The sequence below is a fragment of the Streptomyces sp. NPDC048278 genome, assembly GCF_040652195.1.
Taxonomy (GTDB): Bacteria; Actinomycetota; Actinomycetes; order Streptomycetales; family Streptomycetaceae; genus Streptomyces.
Genome location: NZ_JBEZLP010000029.1, coordinates 104,957 through 126,252, shown reverse-complemented (window position 1 = coordinate 126,252; position 21,296 = coordinate 104,957). Strand labels below are relative to the sequence as shown.

Here is a 21,296-nt window from a genome sequence, read left to right as displayed (position 1 = left end):
CTAGGCGACGTTGACGCGCTGACCGGGCGGGGCTGCTTCCAGCCACGCGAGGAAACCGGTCAGCGCGTCTTCGCTCATCGCGAGTTCGAGGCGGGTGCCGCGGTGGGTGCAGGCGAGGATGACGGCGTCGGAGAGCAGGGCCAGTTCCTCCTCGCCCTCGGGCAGCCGGCGGCCGGCCACCTCGATCCGGTCGCGTTCCAGGACCCGGCGGGGGCGGTACGCGTAGGAGAAGACGCGGTACCACTCGACGCTGTCGCCGTTGTAGCGGGCGACGCCGTAGCTCCAGCCCTTGCCGCTGGTGTCCGTCTTCTCGGGGACGTCCCAGCGCAGGGAACAGTCGAAGGTGCCGCCGGAGCGCTGGATCAGTCTGCGGCGCAGACCGAACAGGAAGAGTCCCACCACCACCAGCACGACCACGATTCCGGCCACAGTCAGAGCGAGGACCATCGGCACCGACCTCCCCGTCTCCTAGGTAATGGAACGTAAAAAGACCCAGATCTACCTCAGCCGCGGCTGGGTCCGGAATGGCTCCGGTCCCAGCCGCGGCTGAGTTGCGTCAACGCATACGTGCAGTCTGTCAGCGTCCGGTCGCCGCCCGCAGACGGACGTCGGCGCGTCGCTCGGCGGTGGCGTCGCCCGCCGCCTTCGCGCGCTCCAGCTCACGCTCCTCGCGCTGGACGTCGATCTCGTCCGACAGCTCGGCGGTCTCGGCCAGCAGCGAGAGTTTGTTGTCCGCGAACGAGATGAAACCGCCGTGCACCGCGGCGACGACCGTTCCACCATCACTCGTACGGATGGTCACCGGGCCCGACTCCAGCACACCGAGCAGCGGCTGGTGACCGGGCATGACGCCGATGTCGCCGGACGTGGTGCGCGCGACGACCAGGGTGGCCTCGCCGGACCAGACCTGGCGGTCCGCGGCGACGAGCTCGACGTGCAGCTCAGCAGCCAAGGGTGGCTCCTCGGGTCACCACCCGGCAGGGGTGCCGGGTGTTGGGGTCAATTCTAGTAGGCGTGCGTGAGGGGGCGGGACGCGCCCGCCCCCTCACACGAAGAACACAAGGAGTTCCGGGGAACTCAGGGTGTTCAGGAGACGCCCAGCTCCTTGGCGTTGGCCTTCAGGTCCTCGATGCCACCGCACAGGAAGAACGCCTGCTCCGGGAAGTGGTCGTACTCACCGTCGATGATCGCGTTGAAGGCGGCGATCGACTCGTCCAGCGGGACGTCCGACCCGTCGACGCCGGTGAACTGCTTGGCGACGTGGGTGTTCTGGGACAGGAAGCGCTCCACGCGACGGGCACGGTGGACGGTGAGCTTGTCCTCCTCGCCCAGCTCGTCGATACCGAGGATCGCGATGATGTCCTGGAGGTCCTTGTACTTCTGGAGGACCGTCTTCACACGCATGGCGGTGTTGTAGTGGTCCGCCGCGATGTAGCGCGGGTCCAGGATCCGGGACGTGGAGTCCAGCGGGTCCACGGCCGGGTAGATGCCCTTCTCCGAGATCGGACGGGACAGCACCGTCGTCGCGTCGAGGTGGGCGAAGGTGGTGGCCGGGGCCGGGTCGGTCAGGTCGTCCGCGGGGACGTAGATCGCCTGCATCGAGGTGATCGAGTGACCACGGGTCGAGGTGATGCGCTCCTGGAGGAGACCCATCTCGTCGGCCAGGTTCGGCTGGTAGCCCACCGCGGAGGGCATGCGGCCGAGCAGGGTCGAGACCTCGGAACCGGCCTGCGTGAAGCGGAAGATGTTGTCGATGAAGAACAGCACGTCCTGCTTCTGGACGTCACGGAAGTACTCGGCCATGGTGAGGCCGGCCAGCGCGACGCGCAGACGGGTGCCCGGGGGCTCGTCCATCTGGCCGAAGACCAGGGCGGTCTTGTCGATGACGCCCGAGTCGGCCATTTCCTCGATGAGGTCGTTGCCCTCACGGGTGCGCTCGCCGACGCCGGCGAACACGGAGACACCGTCGTGGTTGTTGGCGACGCGGTAGATCATCTCCTGGATGAGCACCGTCTTGCCGACGCCGGCACCGCCGAACAGACCGATCTTTCCACCCTTGACGTACGGGGTGAGGAGGTCGATGACCTTGACGCCGGTCTCGAACATCTCGGTCTTCGACTCGAGCTCGTCGAAGTTCGGGGCCTTGCGGTGGATGGACCAGCGCTCGCCCGTGTACTGCTCGTCGACGTTCAGCACCTCACCGAGGGTGTTGAACACCTTGCCCTTGGTGAAGTCGCCGACCGGGACGGTGATGCCGTCGCCGGTGTCGGTGACCGGGGCCTGGCGGACCAGACCGTCGGTGGGCTGCATGGAGATGGTGCGGACCAGGCCGTCACCCAGGTGCTGGGCGACCTCCAGGGTCAGCGTCTTCTTCTCGCCGGCGTTGGCCGGGTCGGCCACCTCGACGTGAAGGGCGTTGTAGATGTCGGGCATCGCGTCGACGGGGAACTCCACGTCGACGACCGGGCCGATGACCCGGGCGACGCGGCCCGTGGCCGTCGCGGTCTCAACAGTGGTGGTCATTATCGGTCACTCCCCGCGGTCGCGTCGGCCAGGGCGCTGGCGCCACCGACGATCTCGCTGATTTCCTGGGTGATTTCGGCCTGGCGGGCCGCGTTGGCAAGACGGGAGAGCGTGTTGATCAGCTCGCCCGCGTTGTCGGTGGCCGACTTCATCGCGCGCCGCGTGGCGGCGTGCTTCGAAGCCGCCGACTGGAGCAGCGCGTTGTAGATGCGGCTCTCCACGTAGCGCGGCAGCAGGGCGTCGAGGACGTCCTCCGCCGAGGGCTCGAAGTCGTACAGCGGGAGGATCTCGTCGCCCTTGGCGGCGCCCGCCTCCGTGCCCGCGGCGGCAGCCGCTGATGTCACTGTGTCGAGGCTCAGCGGCAGCAGCCGGTCGCCGAGCGCCGTCTGCGTCATCATCGACACGAACTCGGTGTAGACGATGTGGAGTTCGTCCACCCCGCCGTCCGCCGTCTCCGTCTCGATGGCCTCGATCAGGGGCGCCGCGACCTTCTTGGCGTCCGCGTACGAGGGCTCGTCGGTGAAGCCCGACCACGAATCCGCGACCTTGCGCTCGCGGAAGTTGTAGTGGGACAGACCGCGGCGGCCGACGATGTAGGTGTCGACCTCCTTGCCCTCCGCCTCAAGGCGCGCCGTCAGCTGCTCGGCGGCCTTGATGGCGTTGGAGTTGAAGGCACCGGCGAGACCGCGGTCGCTCGTGAGGAGCAGCACCGCGGAACGCGTCGGCGTCTCCGCCTCGGTGGTCAGCGGGTGCTTGGTGTTCGAGCCGGTACCGACCGCCGTGACCGCGCGGGTGAGCTCGGTCGCGTACGGCGCGGAGGCCCGCACCTTGCGCTGCGCCTTGACCACACGCGAGGCGGCGATCATCTCCATCGCCTTGGTGATCTTCTTGGTCGCGGTGACGGATCGGATGCGACGCTTGTAGACCCGGAGCTGGGCTCCCATGAGTCAGGTCCCTTCCTTACGTCACTTGGCCGCGGCCGGGGCGTCCTCGCCGAGAAGCTTGCCGTCCGAGGTCTCGAACTGCTTCTTGAAGTCGGCGATCGCGTCGGCAACAGCGGTGAGGGTGTCGTCCGACATCTTGCCGCCCTCCTTGATGGAGGTCATGAGGCCCTGCTCCTTGCGGTGCAGGTACTCCAGGAGCTCCTTCTCGAAGCGGCGGATGTCGGAGACCGGGACGTCGTCCATCTTGCCGGTGGTGCCGGCCCACACGGAGACGACCTGGTCCTCGGTGGACATCGGCTGGTACTGAGCCTGCTTGAGCAGCTCGACCAGTCGGGAACCACGCTCCAGCTGCGACTTCGACGCGGCGTCCAGGTCGGAACCGAAGGCGGCGAACGCCTCCAGCTCGCGGTACTGGGCGAGGTCCAGACGCAGACGGCCGGAGACCTGCTTCATCGCCTTGTGCTGCGCGGAACCACCGACTCGGGAGACGGAGATACCGACGTTCAGCGCGGGGCGCTGACCGGCGTTGAACAGGTCCGACTCCAGGAAGCACTGGCCGTCGGTGATGGAGATGACGTTGGTCGGGATGAACGCCGAGACGTCGTTGGCCTTGGTCTCGACGATCGGCAGACCGGTCATCGAGCCGGCACCCATGTCGTCGGAGAGCTTGGCGCAGCGCTCCAGGAGACGGGAGTGCAGGTAGAAGACGTCACCCGGGTAGGCCTCGCGGCCCGGCGGGCGGCGCAGCAGCAGGGAGACGGCGCGGTAGGCGTCGGCCTGCTTCGACAGGTCGTCGAAGATGATGAGGACGTGCTTGCCGTCGTACATCCAGTGCTGGCCGATGGCCGAACCGGTGTACGGCGCCAGGTACTTGAAGCCGGCCGGGTCGGACGCCGGGGCGGCGACGATGGTCGTGTACTCCAGCGCGCCGGCCTCTTCCAGGGCGCCACGCACGGAGGCGATGGTCGAGCCCTTCTGGCCGATGGCGACGTAGACGCAGCGGACCTGCTTCTTCGGGTCGCCCGAGCGCCAGTTGTCGCGCTGGTTGATGATCGTGTCGACGGCCAGGGCGGTCTTGCCGGTCTGGCGGTCGCCGATGATCAGCTGACGCTGGCCGCGGCCGACCGGGGTCATGGCGTCGACGGCCTTGTAGCCGGTCTCCATCGGCTCGTGCACCGACTTGCGCTGCATGACCGTGGGGGCCTGCAGCTCCAGGGCGCGGCGACCGGAAGTCTCGATCTCGCCGAGGCCGTCGATCGGGTTGCCGAGCGGGTCGACGACGCGGCCGAGGTAGCCCTCGCCGACCGCGACGGAGAGGACCTCACCGGTGCGCTGCACCGGCTGACCCTCCTCGATGCCGCTGAACTCACCGAGGACGATGGCGCCGATCTCGCGCTCTTCCAGGTTCAGCGCGAGGCCGAGGGTGCCGTCCTCGAACTTCAGCAGTTCGTTGGCCATGGCCGAGGGAAGACCCTCGACCTTCGCGATGCCGTCGCCGGCAAGGGTGACCGTACCGACCTCCTCGCGCGAGGCCGCGTCCGGCTTGTACGACTGGACGAAGTTCTCCAGCGCGTCCCGGATCTCCTCCGGCCGGATCGTGAGCTCCGCCATCTGGGTTCCCTGCTCTCCTTGTTGGGCCCGAAGTTTCACTTGGGGGGTCTGGGGGCGACCCCCAGGATTCTTCTGCACACCGGCCCAACCAGGGCCGTAAGTACGTACTGACTCTTGAGTTGGTACTAGCTCGCCATGCGGCGGGCCGCGTCCTCGAGCCGGTCCGCGATGGAACCGTTGATGACCTCGTCACCCACCTGCACCCGGATCCCGCCGACGACCGCGGGGTCGACGTCGAGGTTGAGGTGCATCGTGCGGCCGTAGAGCTTCGCGAGGGCGGCGCCCAGGCGCTGCTTCTGCGGCTCGCTCAGCGGCACCGCCGAGGTGACGACGGCGACGACGCGGCTGCGGCGCTCCGCGGCGAGCTTGGACAGGGCCTCCAGGCCCGCTTCCAGGCTACGTCCCCGCGGCGCGGTCACCAGGCGCGTGACCAGCCGCTCGGTGACCGGCTTGGCGCGACCGCCGAGCAGGCGGTGCAGCAGCTCCACCTTGGCGGCGGAGGTGGCCTTGCGGTCGGTGAGCGCGGCGCGCAGTCCGGTGCTGGAGGAGACGATCCGGCCGAACCGGAACAGCTCGTCCTCCACGTCGTCCAGCGTGTCCGAGTTCTGCGCGGCGGTGAGGTCGGCGACGTCCGCCAGCTCCTCCAGCGCGTCCACCAGGTCGCGGGGCTGCGACCAGCGGGACCGGACCAGGCCGGCCACCACGTCGGCGGTGGTCTCGGTGACCTGGCCGCCGATCAGGCGCCGGACCAGCTCGGCCTTCGCCTCGCCGGACTGCGCCGGGTCGGTGAGGACCCGGCGCAGGCCGCCCTCGCGGTCGAGCAGCGCGGTGACGGCCGCCAGCTCGTCGGCGAGCCGCGTCGCGTCCACGGACGTCGAGTCCGTCAGCGCGTCGAGACGCTCACGTGCGGCTGCCAGGGCCTCGCGGCTCGCTCCGTTCATCGAGCGGCCTCGGCCTTCTCCTCGAGCTCGTCGAGGAAGCGGTCGATCACGCGGCTCTGCCGGGCGTGGTCCTCCAGGGACTCACCGACGAGCTTGCCGGCCAGGTCGGTGGCCAGGTGGCCGACGTCCTGACGGAGCGCCTGCGCGGCGGACTTGCGGTCGGCGTCGATCTGCGCGTGACCGGCGGCGACGATCTCCTCACGCTGCCGCTGGCCCTCGGCGCGCATCTCGGCGATGAGCGCGGCGCCCTGCTCCTGAGCCTCCTGGCGCAGGCGCGCGGCCTCGTGCCGGGCCTCGGCCAGCTGCGCCTTGTACTGCTCAAGGACGCTCTGGGCCTCGGTCTGCGCGGCCTCGGCCTTCTCGATACCGCCCTCGATCGCCTCGCGGCGCTGCTCCAGAACCTTGTTGATGTTCGGAAGGAGCTTCTTGGCGAGGAAGCCGAAGACGATGACGAAGGCGATGAGGCCGATGACGAGCTCTGGGATCGGCGGGATGAGGGGGTTTTCGGCCTCCTCCGCCGCCAGCTGAACCAGGGGGCTCATATCAGTGCCTTTCGTCTAATGGTGCGCGACGGTCGGGTCAGGAGGCCGGGTAGACGAACGGCATGACCAGACCGATCAGGGCGAGCGCCTCACAGAAGGCGAAGCCGAGGATCTGGTTGGCGCGGATCAGGCCGGCCGCCTCGGGCTGACGGGCGAGGGCCTGCGTGCCGTTACCGAAGATGATGCCGACGCCGACGCCCGGGCCGATCGCGGCGAGGCCGTAACCGATGGAGCCGAGGTTGCCCTTGATCTGGACAGCGGCCAGGGTCTCGTGCAGAACGGACATGCCGGTTCTTCCTTCTCTTTCAATGACCGGTGGGGGTTGGCCACCGGATGCCATGGGTGGTGGTCGGGTTGGCGCTCAGTGGGACTCGGCGAGCGCGCCCTGGATGAAGCTGCAGGTCAGCAGTACGAAGACGTAGGCCTGAACAGCCTGGATGAAGAGCTCGAAGGCGGTCATCACGATGACCATCACGAACGACACGGCGGAGTAGGCGATACCGATGCCGTTCAGCATGTACCAGCTGGCGATCGTGAAGAGCAGCAGCAGGGTGTGACCGGCGAACATGTTCGCGAAGAGTCGGACGGCGTGAGTGAAGGGCCGCACGAGCAGGTTCGAGAAGAGCTCGATCGTCATCGACAGCGGGAGGACCGCGCCGAGCGACTTGTCGTAGCCGGTGAAGTTCTTGAAGGCGCCGACGAAGCCGTGACGCTTGAAGGTCAGCGAGACCCACAGGATGTAGACGATGCCGGCGAGGACCGCGGGGTACGAGATGATCGCGGTGACCGGGAACTGGGCGAGCGGGATGATCGACCAGAGGTTCATCATCCAGACGAAGAAGAACAGCGAGACGACGAGCGGTACGTACTTCTCGCCCTCCTTCTTGCCGATGGTCTCGTAGACCACGCCACGCCGGACGAAGTCGTAGCCGGACTCGGCAACCATCTGGAGCTTGCCCGGGACGACCTTCGGGCGGGCGAAGGCGGCCCAGAAGAAGCCCACGATGATGATCGACCCGAGCAGCGCCAGCAGCATCGTCTTGTTGAAGTACAGGTTGCTGTCCGCGTCGCCGAAGAGCGGCTTGAACAGGAACGAGTGCAGGCCCGGAGCCGGGAAGCCACACCCGTCGAACAGGTGACAGCTCGTGTCGAAAGCGAGCGTCTGCGTCGGGTCAGCACTCACCGCGGGCTCCTTCATCGTGGCGCATGGATACGGCAACCTCGTTGTGTCGGCGCGGCGCAGGGCCGCGGTTCGGCACGGGACTGGTGTTACGGATGTGGGGGCGGCTGAGGGGCATCTCGCCTCGCGATTGAGCAGGCGTCAGCTCAGATGCCCGCGCCCGCGATGCCGCAGTTGGCACCGGACGATAGCAGCATCTCTCGTGCGCCTTTATCCCGGCCCTACCTCTCACGAGGAATGCCCGGTCTTCTCGGCCTTGTCGGCCTTGTCGGGTTCGACGTAGAGGATCTTGGCCTTCATGTGGGCGCGAGTCTGGGCCGCGATCCACGTGAGTGTGGCGACCACGAGCGTGATGGCGAAGGCCCGGGGGTTGAACAGCGTCGTGTTCTTGAACGCGGCCATGAAGATGAACAGCAGCAGAAGCTGGGCCGCGTAGAGCATCAGGCCCATCATCTGGAACAGCTGGGGGAAAGACCTCGCGGTGCGCTGCAGGACGTAGAGACCGATCCCCATGAAGAGGATCACGATCACCGTCGCGACGAGCGCCCCGATCGCCCCCTTGCCGCCCGCGACCACGCCGCTGACGACGGCGGCGAGCACGCCGACGGCAGCCGTGGGTACGGCGGCCTGGGCCAGGTTCCGGGCGTCATTGGACGGCATGGCGGCAACTCCGCTTTCACAGGGGGGCAGGTGTCGTCATGGACGAGCGTAGTCCCGGTCGGAGGGTCGAAGACCTCACGCTGACGGACCGTCGCAGTCGGGTCCTTCGACTCTGTCCGGGGTTCTCGTGAACCGTATCACAAACTATTTGATGAGGTCTTTACCTGGTAGGTGTGCTCGCTGTCACACATGAGAGTGAACCTGCGCGTCTGAGCGAAAACCGGGCCGTTCTGTCTGGTATTGGGGGGCTTTACTCCCCCACGACTTGGCAATGCTCTAGTCAGATTCTTACCTTGGCGGGGTCAGCGGGAGGTCTCGGAAGCGCGCCGGTCGAGGAAGCGCGAACGGGGGCCGACGGCGGTCGCGCCGTTGACCGGGGCCGCTCCGGCGGTCACCGGGGAACGGTGCTCGTCGCTCGGCTTCTCCGGTTCCTCCGCTTCTTTTTCTTCCGGTTCCTCCGGTTCGACGGACGCCAGGACCGGGACGGTTGCCGCCGCCGGCTGCTCCTCGGCCGGCAGGACGGTCCCGCGGCGCCGGTAGCGGGGCGGCACGAAGGCCTGCGCCCACAGCGGGGCGCGCGGGGTGAAACGCGGCAGCAGGAGCAGCCCCAGGCCGATCGCGCTGAGGAACACCACACCGAGCACGATCCACATGGACGCGGAGTTCACCGAGTAGGCCAGCGCCCCGAAGGCGATCAGGGCCGCCCAGAAGTACATGATCAGCACGGCCCTGCTGTGCGAGTGACCGACTTCCAGGAGCCGGTGGTGCAGGTGCCCCCGGTCCGCCGCGAACGGCGACTGGCCGCGCCAGGTGCGCCGCACGATCGCCAGCACCAGGTCCGCGGCCGGCACCGCGATGATGGTCAGCGGCAGCAGCAGCGGGATGTAGACCGGCACCATCTGGTGCACGGCGCTGCGCTCGGAACCGGCGTACAGGTTCATCGCGTCCGGGTCGACCTGGCCGGTGACCGAGATCGCGCCCGCGGCCAGCACCAGGCCGATCAGCATCGAGCCGGAGTCGCCCATGAAGATCCGCGCCGGGTGCATGTTGTGCGGCAGGAAGCCGAGACACATGCCCATCAGGATCGCCGAGAACAGGGTGGCCGGGGCGGCGGCCTCGATGCCGTACGAGTACCAGATCCGGTAGGCGTACATGAAGAACGCCGCGGCGGCGATGCAGACCATGCCGGAGGCCAGGCCGTCCAGGCCGTCGACGAAGTTCACCGCGTTGATGGTGATGACCACCAGGGCCACCGTGAGCAGGGTGCCCTGCCACGGCGTCAGCGCCACCGTGCCGACGGTCGGGATGGGCAGCCAGAGGATCGTCAGACCCTGCATGACCATGACGCCCGCGGCGATCATCTGACCGCCCAGCTTGATCAGCGCGTCGATCTCGAACTTGTCGTCGAGGACGCCGATCAGCCAGATCAGGGCCGCGCCGGAGAGCAGCGCCCGCGGCTCGTTGGACTTCTCGAAGACCTCGCTGAGGTTGGACATGTGGTCGGCGACGAGCAGACCCGCGCACAGGCCGAAGAACATCGCGATCCCGCCGAGCCGCGGAGTGGGCTCCCGGTGCACGTCACGTGCCCGGATCTCCGGCATGGCCCCCGCCACGATCGCGAACTTCCGCACCGGCCCTGTCAGCAGGTACGTCACCGCGGCCGTGATGCAGAGCGTCAGCAGGTATTCACGCACAGGCTTCCCCACATGTCTCGCTGGCCATCACAGCCCCACACCCTAGCGAGGGACGCATATGTATGGGGACTTCCGGGTAGCGACGATGGTTGCACGCAAGGCTGTGAGCCGGGCGTACGACCGGGTGCTCGACGCTGCGCCTACCCCGTCTCACCCGGGATACGGCGGAAATCTACCGGTGAGCTCGCGCACCTCGTCACGCGCCCTCCCCGTGTCAGTGACACCGGTCACCACACCCGCCAGCAGTGCCGCGATCCGGGCCATCTCCGTCTCCCCCATGCCCTGCGTGGTGACGGCGGCGGTGCCAAGACGCAGCCCCCGCGCGTCACCGTGCGGCAGGGCACAGCAGTCCAGCACGATCCCGGCAGCCGCGAGCCTCCCCCGGGCGGCCTTCCCGTCGACGCCGAGGGGTGCGGGGTCGACGGTGATCAGGTGCGTGTCCGTGCCCCCGGTGGTGACGGCCAGCCCCGCCTGCGCCAGTCCGGCCGCGAGCACCCTCGCATTGGCGACCACCTGATGGGCGTACGCGGTGAACGCGGGTGTCGCCGCCTCGCCGAACGCGACCGCCTTCGCGGCGATGGCGTTCATCTGCGCGCCGCCCTGGGTGAAGGGGAACACGGCCCGGTCGAGCCGCTCGGCCAGCTCCGGCGCACCGCACAGCAGCATCCCGCCGCGCGGCCCGCGCAGCACCTTGTGCGTGGTCGCGCACACGACGTCCGCGTACGGCACCGGGTTCGGCGCCGCTCCCCCGGCGACGAGCCCGATGGGGTGCGCGGCGTCGGCGATCAGATAGGCACCCACCTCGTCGGCGACCTCGCGGAAGAAGGCGTAGTCGATGTGCCGGGGATAGGAGATGGACCCGCACACGATCGCCTTGGGCCGGTGGGCGCGGGCCAGCGTCCGGACCTGGTCGTGGTCGATGAGCCCGCTCTCGGCATCGACCCCGTACCCGACGAAGTCGAACCAGCGGCCGGAGAAGTTGGCCGGCGAGCCGTGCGTGAGATGACCGCCGTAGGGCAGCCCGAGGGCCAGCACGGTGTCTCCGGGCCGGAGCAGGGCCGCGTACGCGGCGAGTACGGCCGACGAACCCGAATGGGACTGCACGTTCGCGTGCGCGGCGCCGAACAGTGCCTTCGCCCGGTCGACGGCGAGCCGCTCGGCCACGTCCACGATCTCGCAGCCGCCGTGGTACCGGGTGCCCGGATACCCCTCGGCGTACTTGTTGGCGAGCGGCGAGCCCAGGGCGGCCAGCACGGCAGGCGAGGTGAAGTTCTCGGCGGCGATCAGCTGGAGCGAGGTCGACTGCCGGGTCAGCTCCCCCAGCAGGATCTCCGCCAGTTCCGGATCCTGCCGCAGATCGCCCTCGACGAGGGCAGTGGGGACCGACATGAGGGGCTCCGGGCGGTCGACGGTGACGTATGACCAATGTAGGCCCGACATGGTGGAGTATGCGCGGTTTGTGCGTATGACCGGGGCCGCCGGGTGGGTGCGGACGGTCGTGGCGTCCGTTCGCCGCCGGAGGGGTGGTTGCGGGCGGTCGCGCGACCGCGGGTGCGCGGGGGTTGCCCGCGCAGTTCCCCGCGCCCCTGACGGGGCGCTTCGCCCCCGCCGTGGGCAGGCGTTCCGCAGGGCGGGACGGGTGGGCACGGCCTGCAGCGCCGGGTGCGGAGCTGGGAAACGTGGGCTTACATCCGCGCGGGGACCCCGGTCAGGGCTGTGACCACCGGGTCCAGGGCCTCGTGTATCTCGTCGCCGATGGACTGGAAGAACGGCAGGGGGGCGCCGTACGGGTCGTAGACCTCGTCCGCCTCGGCCGTGGGTGCCAGGAGCCAGCCGCGGAGGGCCGCCGCCGCGCGGACCAGCGCGCGGGCCCGTACGACCACGCCTTCCGACGTCGGCGGCAGCGTCGCCGGGTCGATCGCGCGGACCAGCCGGGTGAACTCCTTCAGCGTGAAGGTGCGCAGGCCCGCCGAGTGGCCCATGGAGATGACCTGGGCGCGGTGGTCACGGGTGGCGGTCAGGACCAGGTCGGCCCGGATCACGTGCTCGTCGAGCAGCTCGCGGCCCACGAACCCGGACGCGTCCGCCCCGAAGTCGGCGAGGACGGCCTCCGCGTTGGCCTCCATGGGCGCGCCCTCATGGCCCCAGGTACCCGCGCTCTCCACGACCAGCCCGCCGCCGAGGAAGGCGCCGAGCCGGTCCGTCACGAGATGACGGGTCAGCCGCTCGGTGATCGGCGAGCGGCACACGTTGCCGGTGCTGACGTGGAGGATGCGGAAGCTGTCGCGTGGCAGCCCCACGAACGTCGTCGTGATCTCCGCCGCGCTTTCCCCGTTGCCTATGCCACGCCCCGCGTCAGGGGCTGTCAATTCGCCACCTCAAGGTCGGGTACGACCTTCCGCAGCTCCTCCGCCGAGATCGCGCCCGCGCGCAGCAGCAACGGAACTTCGCGGGTGACGTCGACGATCGACGAGGGGACGTTGCCGGGGGTCGGGCCGCCGTCGAGGTACACCGAGACGGAGTCGCCGAGCATCTCCTGCGCGGCGTCACAGGTCTCCGGGGACGGGTGGCCGGTGAGGTTGGCGGAGGAGACGGCCATCGGGCCGACCTCGGTGAGCAGCTCGATGGCGACCGGGTGCAGGGGCATCCGGACGGCCACCGTGCCCCTGGTGTCCCCGAGGTCCCACTGGAGGGACGGCTGGTGCCTGGCGACCAGGGTGAGCGCGCCCGGCCAGAACGCGTCGACCAGCTCCCAGGCCAGCTCGGAGAAGTCGGTGACGAGGCCGTGGAGCGTGTTCGGGGAGCCGATCAGCACGGGGGTGGGCATGTTGCGGCCCCGGCCCTTGGCGTCGAGGAGGTCGGCGACCGCCTCCGAGGTGAACGCGTCGGCGCCGATGCCGTAGACCGTGTCCGTCGGCAGCACCACCAGTTCGCCCCGGCGGACGGCGGACGCGGCCTCGCGCAGACCCGTCACGCGGTCGGTCGCGTCGTTGGTGTCGTATCGCCGTGCCATGTCTAGCGGGCCTCCTCGTACACGTACATCTGGACTTCGGAAAACACTGCCTGCGGGGTGCTCACGGCAGCGCCTTGCGGGCGGTCGCGAAGCGGGGGCGCCTGTTGAGGTCCGGGTGGTCGGCCGCGTCGGCCCAGCCCCGCTCCTCGGTGAAGATCCACGGCACCTGGCCGCCCTGGGTGTCGGCGTGCTCGATGACGACGACACCGCCCGGGCGCAGCAGCCGGTGCGCGGTGCGTTCGATGCCCCGGATCAGGTCCAGGCCGTCCTCGCCGGAGAACAGGGCCAGCTCCGGGTCGTAGTCGCGGGCCTCGGGGGCGACGTACTCCCACTCGGTGAGCGGGATGTACGGAGGGTTCGAGATGACCAGGTCGACATGGCCGTCGAGGTCGTGGAAGGCGTCCAGGGCGTCTCCCTGGCGCAGGTCGACCCTGGAGCCCGCCATGTTCTTGCGGGTCCACTGGAGCGCCTCCTCGGACAGCTCCACGGCGTGCACACGCGAGCGCGGGACCTCCTGGGCGAGGGCGAGCGCGATGGCGCCGGATCCGGTGCACAGGTCGACGATGCGGGGCTCGACCACGTCCATCGCGCGCACCGCGTCTATGGCCCAGCCGACCACCGACTCGGTCTCGGGCCGCGGCACGAACACGCCCGGCCCCACCTGGAGTTCGAGGTACCGGAAGTACGCCCGCCCGGTGATGTGCTGGAGCGGCTCGCGCTGCTCCCGGCGGGCGATGACCTCCCAGTAGCGGGCGTCGAAGTCGGAGTCCTTCACGGAGTGCAGCGCGCCCCGCTTCACGCCGTGCACGAACGCGGCGAGCTCCTCCGCGTCGTTGCGCGGCGAGGGCACGCCGGCGTCGGCCAGCCGCTGGGTGGCCTGGGCCACCTCCGCGAGCAGCAGGTTCACGCTGGTCCTCCGTGTTGTAACTCGTACGTGCGTACGGTCTTACGCGGCCGCGAGCTTGGCGGCCGAGTCCGCGTCGACGCAGGCCTGGATCACCGCGTCGAGGTCGCCGTCCAGGACCTGGTCCAGGTTGTACGACTTGAAGCCCACGCGGTGGTCCGAGATGCGGTTCTCCGGGAAGTTGTACGTGCGGATCTTCTCGGAGCGGTCGACGGTGCGGACCTGGCTGCGACGGGCGTCGGCGGCCTCCTTCTCCGCCTCCTCCTGCGCCGCGGCGAGCAGCCTGGAGCGCAGGATACGCAAGGCCTGCTCCTTGTTCTGCAGCTGGCTCTTCTCGTTCTGGCAGGAGGCGACGACTCCGGTGGGGATGTGCGTGATGCGCACGGCGGAGTCGGTGGTGTTGACGGACTGCCCGCCGGGCCCGGAGGACCGGTAGACGTCGATCCGGAGGTCGTTCGGGTTGATCTCGACGTCGACCTCCTCGGCCTCCGGCGTGACGAGCACACCGGCGGCGGAGGTGTGGATCCGGCCCTGCGACTCGGTGGCCGGCACGCGCTGCACGCGGTGCACGCCGCCCTCGTACTTCATCCGCGCCCAGACGCCCTGGCCGGGCTCGGTGGCGCCCTGGCCGCCCTTGGTCTTCACGGCGACCTGGACGTCCTTGTAGCCGCCGAGCTCGGACTCGGTGGAGTCGATGATCTCGGTCTTCCAGCCGACGCGCTCGGCGTACCGCAGGTACATGCGCAGCAGGTCGCCCGCGAACAGCGCGGACTCGTCACCACCCGCACCGGCCTTGATCTCCAGGATCACGTCCTTGTCGTCGGACGGGTCCCGGGGCACGAGGAGCAGGCGCAGCTTCTCGGTCAGCTCGTCGCGCTGCTTGTCCAGCTCCTTGACCTCGGCGGCGAAGTCGGGGTCGTCGGCGGCCAGTTCACGCGCGGTCTCGATGTCGTCGCCGGTCTGCTTCCAGGAGCGGAACGTGGCGACGATCGGGGTGAGCTCGGCGTAGCGCTTGTTCAGCTTGCGCGCGTTGGCCTGGTCGGCGTGGACCGACGGGTCGGCGAGCTTCTTCTCCAGGTCTGCGTGCTCGACGACGAGTTCCTCGACGGCCTCGAACATTTTTGGCTCCTGATACTGCTGCGGCGTGGGAAGGGAAGGCGGGCGACCAAAAACGCCGGTCCCGGGCACGCTCCCGCAGGGGCGTGGCCGTGGACCGGCGAAATAGGGCTCGCTACTTCTTGGAGCCGGCGGCAGCCTTGCCGAAGCGGGCCTCGAAGCGGGCCACGCGGCCACCGGTGTCGAGGATCTTCTGCTTGCCCGTGTAGAACGGGTGGCACTCGGAGCAGACCTCGGCGCGGATGGTGCCGCTGGTGATGGTGCTACGAGTCGTGAACGACGCGCCACAGGTGCAGCTGACCTGCGTCTCGACGTACTCGGGGTGGATGTCGCGCTTCAAGGGATTCTCCTAGATATCGGGAGGGCACCGGGTCGCCTTCGCGGGCTTGCGGGGCGTGAACCGGGGCCGACGTACCAGTCTGCCAGGGCTGGGCGCGTAGCCCAAAACCGAGGGGTGCGGTGATCTATTCCCCGCGGGCCGGTGGGGGCTTGTCGCGCAGTTCCCCGCGCCCCTTCAGGTGGGGCCGGCACAGCTTGCTCAGGGGCGCGGGGAACTGCGCGAACACCCCCACCGGCCCGCACCCGGACTACGACGTCACGACGCCCTTGGCCTGCCCGGTCGCCGTCCCCTTCGTGGCGGAGGCCGGGATCGGCCGGTCGTTCTTCAGGGCCGTCCACACCAGCTTGGCCTTCGCCTCGGCCACGATCACCCGGTTCGGGTTCGCCGGGTCGTACTCGACCGGCATCGTCACCATGTGCATGTTCTTCGCACCGATGGACTTCAGCCCGTTCGCGAAGTCGATCAGGGAGTTCACCGAGCCGAGGTCGGAGTCGGTGGTGACCGTCTTCGTCGCGGTGTCGGCCAGGTCGTACAGCTTCGTGGGGCTGGTGAAGACGCCCACCTGCTTGATCCGGTCGACGAGGGCCTTGACGAACGCCTGCTGGAGCTGGATGCGGCCCAGGTCGGAGCCGTCGCCGACGCCGTGCCGGGTGCGGACGAGGCCGAGCGCCTGCTTGCCGTCGAGCGTGTGGGTGCCGGCCGTGAGGTCGAGGTGGCTCTCCCGGTCGTCGATGGCCTTCGTCGTGGTGACCCGGACGCCGCCGAGCTCGTCGATGAGCTTCTGGAAGCCGGAGAAGTCGACCTCCAGGTAGTGGTCCATCCGGATGCCGGTCATCGACTCGACGGTCTTGACCGCGCAGGCCGCGCCGCCCGTGGAGTACGCGGAGTTGAACATCACGCCGGTCGCGGCGGCGTGCCTGGTGCCCTGCGCGTCGGTGCAGGCGGGGCGGTCGATCAGGGTGTCCCGGGGGACGGAGACCACGGCGGCCTTCTTGTGGCCCTCGTAGACGTGGACGATCATCGCCGTGTCGGAGCGGGCGCTGCCGTCGTCCGCGCCCCCGCCGAGCTTCCTGTTGGCGCCGGACCGCGTGTCCGAGCCGAGGACCAGGATGTTCTCGGAGCCGTTGTCGACCTTGGTGGGCCGGTCGCTGCCGAGCATCTGGTTGATGTCGACGGTCTTGAGGTTGCCGTTGAGCTTGAAGTACAGGTAGCCGACACCGGCGCCGCCGAGGACGAGGATGCCCGCCGCCGTCCAGGCCGTGACCAGCAGCGCCCTGCGGCCCGCGCCGCGGTGCCTGCGGTGACTGCCGGTCTTCGTACCCGGCCCGGATATGTCGGGACCTGGCGTGCTGTCGGCGGACATGGGCTCCTCGGTTCTCGTACGACTGCTCGGTTACCCCCTGCTTTCAGGGTCAGGCCCGGCGTACCAGGATCATCGGCACGTATCCGGACCATCGTCGCTCCGCCTGGTCAGACGGCGAAACTCGGGAAAGGGTTGCACAACGCAGTGTGCCCACCGCGTGGAGCGATGGGCACACCGGGTGATCGGAAGTCATGGGGCAAGCGGGGCGAAACCCCGCCCACCAGCCATGTCAGCCGAAGATGTCGTACTGCTGGAAACCGGTACCAAGAGACTTCCTTGTGCCGAAGATCTCACTGGTCGCCTTGCCGGTACCCGGGTACAGGTACAGCGTGCCGCCGGTGGTCCGGGCCAGGAAGTCGGCCTTGCCGTCGCCGGTGAGGTCGCCGACCGCGGCGAGGGTGTTGAAGCCGGTCCAGCCGGCGCGGACCTTCACCCGGGCCGAGAAGAGGCCGGTGCCGGACTTGCCGGTGCCCTTGTACAGGTACAGGTCGCCGCCGCTGCTCTTGCGGGCCAGCAGGTCGGCCTTGCCGTCGCCGTTGAAGTCGCCGACGCCGCGCAGCTGGTTGTACTGGCTCCAGCCGCCGCCGATCTTGACGCGGGCCGCGAAGGTGCCGTTGCCCTTGCCCGGGTACAGCCACAGCACGCCGCTGGAGTCCTCGGAGAGGACGTCCGGCAGGTAGTCGCCGGTGAGGTCGCCGGGGATGACGACGGCCTTGCGGGTCTTCCAGTTGGTGAAGATCTTCTTCGTGGCCCAGGAACCGCTGGTCTGGGCGCTGTTCAGGACGAAGTGGTCCCAGTAGATGTCCCCCGTGGAGGCCACCCGGTAGACGAGGTCCTGGAAGCCGTCCCGGTCGAGATCGGCCTGGAGGATGACGTTGACACCGCTCCAGTCGCCCCAGGAGAGGCGGGAGGCGAGCGAGGTGCCCTTGGAGTCCAGCTCGTAGCCGACCTTGCTGGACGACTTGCGGGCGAAGAGGTCGGCCTTGCCGTCGGTGTAGCTCAGGTTCGTGTCGGCGATCTGCGCGTAGACGGCACCGACGTAGGTGCTGACCTTCGTGAAGACGCTGTAGGAGCCCTGCACGACACACTCGACGCCGTCCTGCGTGACGCCCCAGGAGACCACGCCGACGACCCTGCCGCCGACGACCAGCGGGCCGCCGGAGTCACCGTTGCAGGTGGCGGTGGAGCCGGTGTCGGAGCCGGTGGCGGGCTTGCCCGCGCAGACCATGTGGCCCTTGACGAACAGGCTGCCGAAGTAGGCCGAGCAGGTGCTGTCGGACTGCATCGGCAGGGTGGCCGTCTTCAGGGTCTCGGAGATGTCGTCCGAGGTGGAGCTGGTACGGCCCCAGCCGTAGACCTTGGCGCTGGTGCCGGCCTTGTAGGAGGTCGTGTCGGTGCTGGTCGTCAGCTTGATCGGCGTGGCCTTGACCGGCGCGGCCAGGGTCAGCACGGCGACGTCGTTGTTGATGGTCGACGGGCTGTACGACGGGTTGTTCCACTGGCGCAGGACGCCGCTGACGGTGCCGCCGTGCAGGTCGACGTCGGTGCCGTCGCTGTTGCTGGTGGGCAGCGAGGCGGTGCCGGTGACGACGACGCCGTAGGCCTTCCAGTTGTACGCCTTGCCGTTCTCGTCCTTGACGCAGTGCGCGGCGGTGAGGATCTTCGTCGGCGAGACGACCGAACCGCCGCAGAAGAAGTTGATGTCGTCGGCCGTGTCCTGGTACCAGAGCTGGGCCATCCAGGGCGCCGAGGAGATGGTGGTCGTGCCACCACCGATGATCTTCGGCGAGACGGCGGTGCCGCTGGAGCTTGTCTTGGACGTCGTCTTCGTCGTCGCCCAGCTGCTGTCGGAGGCCACGGCGCCGGCGAGGCGCTTGTTCAGCGTGGCCTGCGACGGCACGCTGACCGACGGCTTGACCGTGGGCGTCGGCTGGGTGGCCGCGCTGGCGGAGGTCGAGATCAGTGCGGCGGCGACGGCCGCGGCGACACCGGCCGCCGCGACGGGCAGCGCGAAACGTATCCGACGTCTGTGACGACCGCTCCCGGACGTGGGTGTACCCACCTAAGTCCCCCCCTAGGGATAAGGAGTTCGACATTCGGCCAATTGACCGAAGGGCGCGATCGTACACCGAGGAGAAAAACGCGAAGGGGCCGCTCCCTGCCCGTGCAGGGAGCGGCCCCTTCGAGCGCCCCTTCAGGGGCGCGGGACTGCATCTCATGTGCGGCTGCCGCCGCGTGGGCGCGACCAGCCACGGCGAACCCGCAGCCGACGACCGGCCCGCAGCCCCCTTTTGTCGGCTAGTCCCCGTTCCCGGGCGTCGGCGTCGTCTTCTGAATCTGCATCAGGAACTCGACGTTCGACTTCGTCTGCTTCATCTTGTCGAGCAGCAGCTCGATCGCCTGCTGCTGGTCCAGCGCGTGCAGCACGCGCCGCAGCTTCCAGACGACCGCCAGCTCCTCGTTGCCGAGCAGGATCTCTTCCTTACGGGTGCCGGACGCGTCGACGTCCACCGCCGGGAAGATGCGCTTGTCGGCCAGCTTCCGGTCGAGCTTCAGTTCGGCGTTGCCGGTGCCCTTGAACTCCTCGAAGATGACCTCGTCCATGCGGGACCCGGTGTCCACCAGGGCGGTGGCGAGGATGGTCAGCGAGCCGCCGTCCTCGATGTTGCGGGCCGCACCGAAGAAGCGCTTCGGCGGGTACAGGGCGGTCGAGTCGACACCACCGGACAGGATGCGGCCGGAGGCCGGCGCCGCCAGGTTGTACGCACGGCCCAGACGCGTGATCGAGTCGAGCAGCACGACGACGTCGTGGCCCAGCTCCACCAGGCGCTTGGCGCGCTCGATGGCGAGCTCGGCGACCGTGGTGTGGTCCTCGGCCGGGCGGTCGAAGGTCGAGGAGATGACCTCGCCCTTGACCGACCGCTGCATGTCGGTGACCTCTTCCGGACGCTCGTCGACCAGGACGACCATCAGGTGGCACTCGGGGTTGTTGTGCGTGATCGCGTTGGCGATCGCCTGCATGATCATGGTCTTGCCGGTCTTCGGCGGGGCCACGATCAGACCGCGCTGGCCCTTACCGATCGGCGCGACGAGGTCGATGATGCGGGTGGTGAGGATGCCCGGGTCCGTCTCCAGGCGGAGGCGGTCCTGCGGGTAGAGCGGGGTCAGCTTGTTGAACTCCGGTCGGCCACGGCCGTGTTCGGGCGCCATGCCGTTGACGGAGTCGAGGCGGACCAGCGCGTTGAACTTCTCGCGCCGCTCGCCTTCCTTGGGCTGGCGGACCGCGCCGGTGAGGTGGTCGCCCTTGCGCAGGCCGTTCTTGCGGACCTGGGCGAGGGAGACGTACACGTCGTTCGGACCGGGCAGGTAGCCGGAGGTCCGGATGAACGCGTAGTTGTCGAGGATGTCGAGGATGCCCGCGACGGGGATCAGGACGTCGTCGTCGGCGACCTGCGGCTCGGCGCCGCCGATCTCGTCGCGGCCACGGCGGCCACGGCGGTCCCGGTAACGGCCACGGCGGCCACGGCGGTCACCGAAGTCGTCGTCGTCCTGCGGGCCGGCGTTGCGGTCCTGACGGCCGCCGCCCTGCTGCTGGGGCTGCTGCTGACGGTCCTGACGGTCCTGCTGGCGGTCCTGACGGTCCTGCCGGCCGCCCTGGCCGCCGCCCTGCTGCTCGTCGCCCTTGTTGCGGCGGTCGCGGTCCCGGCCGCGGTCACGGCGGTCACGGCGGCCACGGCCGTCGTCACCCGCGTCGGACCGGGCGTCGCCCTGCTGCTGCGCGGGCGTCTCGGCCTTCGACTCGGTCCGCGCCTCGGCGGCGATGGTCTCGGCGCCGGTGGCGGTGGGGCTGCCGACCTCGGCGGTGGCCCGCCGGCGGCGGCGCTCGGCCGGGGCGTCGTCCCCGTCGCGCTCGGCCTCGCCCGCGCGGCCGGCCGGCTGGCCGGGGATCTCGATCTGCTGCTGGGCCACGGCCTTCTCGGCGGGGGCCTCGGCGGCCGGCTCCGCCTTCTTCTCGGCGGCCTCGTCACCCGTACGGGCCTTGGAGGTGGCCCGGCGCTTCGGCTTGGTCTCGGTGGCGGTCTCGGCCTTGGCGGGGGCTCCGCCGCCGGCCTGCGCCTCCTTGATGACCTCGATCAGCTGGCTCTTGCGCATCCGCGCGGTGCCCCTGATGCCGAGGCCGGATGCGACCTGCTGAAGCTCGGCCAGCACCATGCCCTCGAGGCCGGTACCGCGGCGCCGCCGGGAGCCGGCACCGGAGGCAGGCGCGGAGGCGTCCGTGGCGGGCGCGGCAGCGGTCTCCTCGACACGTGCGCCCATCAGATCGGTGGTGTCGCTCACGAAGGGTCCTTCCCTGGAGCGGACGTCGGCCTGTCTGGCTCGGCGACCGGTTGTGCTGTCCGGCTTTCGGTCCTTGCTTGTGTGGACCGTGCCGGGGCGGTGGTCCGCCAATACGGCGGAAGAAATA

General features: G+C 69.3%; 21 protein-coding genes. 1 reads left to right on the top strand and 20 read right to left on the bottom strand.

The features are described from left to right. The 19 genes from AB0D74_RS37325 to AB0D74_RS37235 form a co-directional block, all read right to left on the bottom strand. On the bottom strand, positions 1 to 447 hold the full coding sequence (locus AB0D74_RS37325; RefSeq protein WP_093499053.1) for a DUF2550 domain-containing protein: 447 nt from the start codon (positions 445 to 447) through the stop codon (positions 1 to 3). A 130-nt stretch (positions 448 to 577) separates the two neighbouring features. Next, positions 578 to 952: a F0F1 ATP synthase subunit epsilon gene (locus AB0D74_RS37320; RefSeq protein ID WP_093499054.1), complete on the bottom strand. Its 375-nt coding sequence runs from the start codon at positions 950 to 952 to the stop codon at positions 578 to 580. Positions 953 to 1,086: 134 nt separating this feature from the next. Beyond that, a complete protein-coding gene (gene atpD, locus AB0D74_RS37315; protein WP_362596823.1) occupies positions 1,087 to 2,523 on the bottom strand; it encodes a F0F1 ATP synthase subunit beta in 1,437 nt (478 codons plus the stop codon). Continuing rightward, on the bottom strand, positions 2,523 to 3,467 hold the full coding sequence (locus tag AB0D74_RS37310; RefSeq protein WP_362596821.1) for a F0F1 ATP synthase subunit gamma: 945 nt from the start codon (positions 3,465 to 3,467) through the stop codon (positions 2,523 to 2,525). Before AB0D74_RS37310 ends, atpD begins: the two co-directional genes overlap by 1 nt. Before the next feature lie 21 nt (positions 3,468 to 3,488). Beyond that, entirely contained in the window at positions 3,489 to 5,078 is a 1,590-nt protein-coding gene (gene atpA / locus AB0D74_RS37305; RefSeq protein ID WP_362596818.1) for a F0F1 ATP synthase subunit alpha, read from the bottom strand. Positions 5,079 to 5,203: 125 nt separating this feature from the next. After that, on the bottom strand, positions 5,204 to 6,019 hold the full coding sequence (locus tag AB0D74_RS37300) for a F0F1 ATP synthase subunit delta (RefSeq protein ID WP_362596815.1): 816 nt from the start codon (positions 6,017 to 6,019) through the stop codon (positions 5,204 to 5,206). Beyond that, a complete protein-coding gene (locus AB0D74_RS37295; protein WP_362596812.1) occupies positions 6,016 to 6,561 on the bottom strand; it encodes a F0F1 ATP synthase subunit B in 546 nt (181 codons plus the stop codon). The genes AB0D74_RS37300 and AB0D74_RS37295 overlap by 4 nt, the downstream gene beginning before the upstream one ends. A gap of 37 nt (positions 6,562 to 6,598) precedes the next feature. After that, positions 6,599 to 6,847, bottom strand: coding sequence for a F0F1 ATP synthase subunit C (locus tag AB0D74_RS37290; protein ID WP_067003022.1), 249 nt, complete (start codon positions 6,845 to 6,847; stop codon positions 6,599 to 6,601). 75 nt (positions 6,848 to 6,922) lie between these two features. Next, on the bottom strand, positions 6,923 to 7,759 hold the full coding sequence (gene atpB / locus AB0D74_RS37285; protein ID WP_362596808.1) for a F0F1 ATP synthase subunit A: 837 nt from the start codon (positions 7,757 to 7,759) through the stop codon (positions 6,923 to 6,925). Positions 7,760 to 7,969: 210 nt separating this feature from the next. Further along, positions 7,970 to 8,401 (bottom strand): hypothetical protein, encoded by a 432-nt coding sequence (locus AB0D74_RS37280; RefSeq protein WP_362596806.1) that lies wholly within the window; start codon positions 8,399 to 8,401, stop codon positions 7,970 to 7,972. Positions 8,402 to 8,703: 302 nt separating this feature from the next. Further along, positions 8,704 to 10,095, bottom strand: a complete 1,392-nt coding sequence (locus AB0D74_RS37275; RefSeq protein WP_362596803.1) for an MraY family glycosyltransferase — start codon at positions 10,093 to 10,095, stop codon at positions 8,704 to 8,706. Positions 10,096 to 10,245: 150 nt separating this feature from the next. Further along, positions 10,246 to 11,484, bottom strand: a complete 1,239-nt coding sequence (glyA, locus tag AB0D74_RS37270; RefSeq protein WP_362596800.1) for a serine hydroxymethyltransferase — start codon at positions 11,482 to 11,484, stop codon at positions 10,246 to 10,248. Between the two features lie 296 nt (positions 11,485 to 11,780). Then, positions 11,781 to 12,464, bottom strand: coding sequence for a protein-tyrosine-phosphatase (locus tag AB0D74_RS37265; RefSeq protein WP_093499065.1), 684 nt, complete (start codon positions 12,462 to 12,464; stop codon positions 11,781 to 11,783). After that, complete coding sequence (locus tag AB0D74_RS37260; protein ID WP_189268510.1) at positions 12,461 to 13,108, bottom strand: L-threonylcarbamoyladenylate synthase; 648 nt, start codon at positions 13,106 to 13,108, stop codon at positions 12,461 to 12,463. Before AB0D74_RS37260 ends, AB0D74_RS37265 begins: the two co-directional genes overlap by 4 nt. Positions 13,109 to 13,169: 61 nt before the next feature. Further along, positions 13,170 to 14,015 carry a peptide chain release factor N(5)-glutamine methyltransferase gene (prmC, locus tag AB0D74_RS37255; RefSeq protein ID WP_093499067.1) on the bottom strand — a complete coding sequence of 282 codons (846 nt, stop codon included), beginning with the start codon at positions 14,013 to 14,015 and terminating at the stop codon, positions 13,170 to 13,172. Positions 14,016 to 14,054: 39 nt separating this feature from the next. Then, positions 14,055 to 15,131: a peptide chain release factor 1 gene (gene prfA, locus AB0D74_RS37250; RefSeq protein ID WP_362596795.1), complete on the bottom strand. Its 1,077-nt coding sequence runs from the start codon at positions 15,129 to 15,131 to the stop codon at positions 14,055 to 14,057. Positions 15,132 to 15,243: 112 nt separating this feature from the next. After that, positions 15,244 to 15,468, bottom strand: coding sequence for a 50S ribosomal protein L31 (rpmE, locus tag AB0D74_RS37245; RefSeq protein ID WP_062155333.1), 225 nt, complete (start codon positions 15,466 to 15,468; stop codon positions 15,244 to 15,246). Between the two features lie 247 nt (positions 15,469 to 15,715). Further along, positions 15,716 to 16,831: an LCP family protein gene (locus AB0D74_RS37240; protein ID WP_362596791.1), complete on the bottom strand. Its 1,116-nt coding sequence runs from the start codon at positions 16,829 to 16,831 to the stop codon at positions 15,716 to 15,718. A gap of 229 nt (positions 16,832 to 17,060) precedes the next feature. After that, the gene (locus AB0D74_RS37235; protein ID WP_362596788.1) at positions 17,061 to 18,569 is read right to left on the bottom strand and encodes a trypsin-like serine protease; all 1,509 of its coding nucleotides are present in this window, start codon (positions 18,567 to 18,569) and stop codon (positions 17,061 to 17,063) included. On the opposite strand from AB0D74_RS37235, the gene AB0D74_RS37230 reads away from it, so the two are divergent. After that, positions 18,532 to 18,864, top strand: a complete 333-nt coding sequence (locus AB0D74_RS37230; RefSeq protein ID WP_362596785.1) for a hypothetical protein — start codon at positions 18,532 to 18,534, stop codon at positions 18,862 to 18,864. The genes AB0D74_RS37235 and AB0D74_RS37230 overlap by 38 nt on opposite strands. A 265-nt stretch (positions 18,865 to 19,129) precedes the next feature. Here AB0D74_RS37230 and rho read toward each other — a convergent pair whose 3' ends face one another. After that, complete coding sequence (gene rho / locus AB0D74_RS37225; RefSeq protein WP_362596782.1) at positions 19,130 to 21,169, bottom strand: transcription termination factor Rho; 2,040 nt, start codon at positions 21,167 to 21,169, stop codon at positions 19,130 to 19,132. Positions 21,170 to 21,296 lie beyond the last annotated feature (127 nt).

Coding starts and splice junctions, on each gene's coding strand:
- AB0D74_RS37325 (WP_093499053.1), bottom strand. CDS start 447: ATGGTCCTCGCTCTGACTGTGGCCGGAATCGTGGTCGTGCTGGTGGTG.
- atpD (WP_362596823.1), bottom strand. CDS start 2,523: ATGACCACCACTGTTGAGACCGCGACGGCCACGGGCCGCGTCGCCCGG.
- AB0D74_RS37310 (WP_362596821.1), bottom strand. CDS start 3,467: ATGGGAGCCCAGCTCCGGGTCTACAAGCGTCGCATCCGATCCGTCACC.
- atpA (WP_362596818.1), bottom strand. CDS start 5,078: ATGGCGGAGCTCACGATCCGGCCGGAGGAGATCCGGGACGCGCTGGAG.
- AB0D74_RS37300 (WP_362596815.1), bottom strand. CDS start 6,019: ATGAACGGAGCGAGCCGCGAGGCCCTGGCAGCCGCACGTGAGCGTCTC.
- AB0D74_RS37295 (WP_362596812.1), bottom strand. CDS start 6,561: ATGAGCCCCCTGGTTCAGCTGGCGGCGGAGGAGGCCGAAAACCCCCTC.
- AB0D74_RS37290 (WP_067003022.1), bottom strand. CDS start 6,847: ATGTCCGTTCTGCACGAGACCCTGGCCGCTGTCCAGATCAAGGGCAAC.
- atpB (WP_362596808.1), bottom strand. CDS start 7,759: ATGAAGGAGCCCGCGGTGAGTGCTGACCCGACGCAGACGCTCGCTTTC.
- AB0D74_RS37280 (WP_362596806.1), bottom strand. CDS start 8,401: ATGCCGTCCAATGACGCCCGGAACCTGGCCCAGGCCGCCGTACCCACG.
- glyA (WP_362596800.1), bottom strand. CDS start 11,484: ATGTCGGTCCCCACTGCCCTCGTCGAGGGCGATCTGCGGCAGGATCCG.
- AB0D74_RS37260 (WP_189268510.1), bottom strand. CDS start 13,108: ATGGCACGGCGATACGACACCAACGACGCGACCGACCGCGTGACGGGT.
- prfA (WP_362596795.1), bottom strand. CDS start 15,131: ATGTTCGAGGCCGTCGAGGAACTCGTCGTCGAGCACGCAGACCTGGAG.
- AB0D74_RS37240 (WP_362596791.1), bottom strand. CDS start 16,831: ATGTCCGCCGACAGCACGCCAGGTCCCGACATATCCGGGCCGGGTACG.
- AB0D74_RS37230 (WP_362596785.1), top strand. CDS start 18,532: ATGTCGTCGGCCGTGTCCTGGTACCAGAGCTGGGCCATCCAGGGCGCC.
- AB0D74_RS37235 (WP_362596788.1), bottom strand. CDS start 18,569: ATGGCCCAGCTCTGGTACCAGGACACGGCCGACGACATCAACTTCTTC.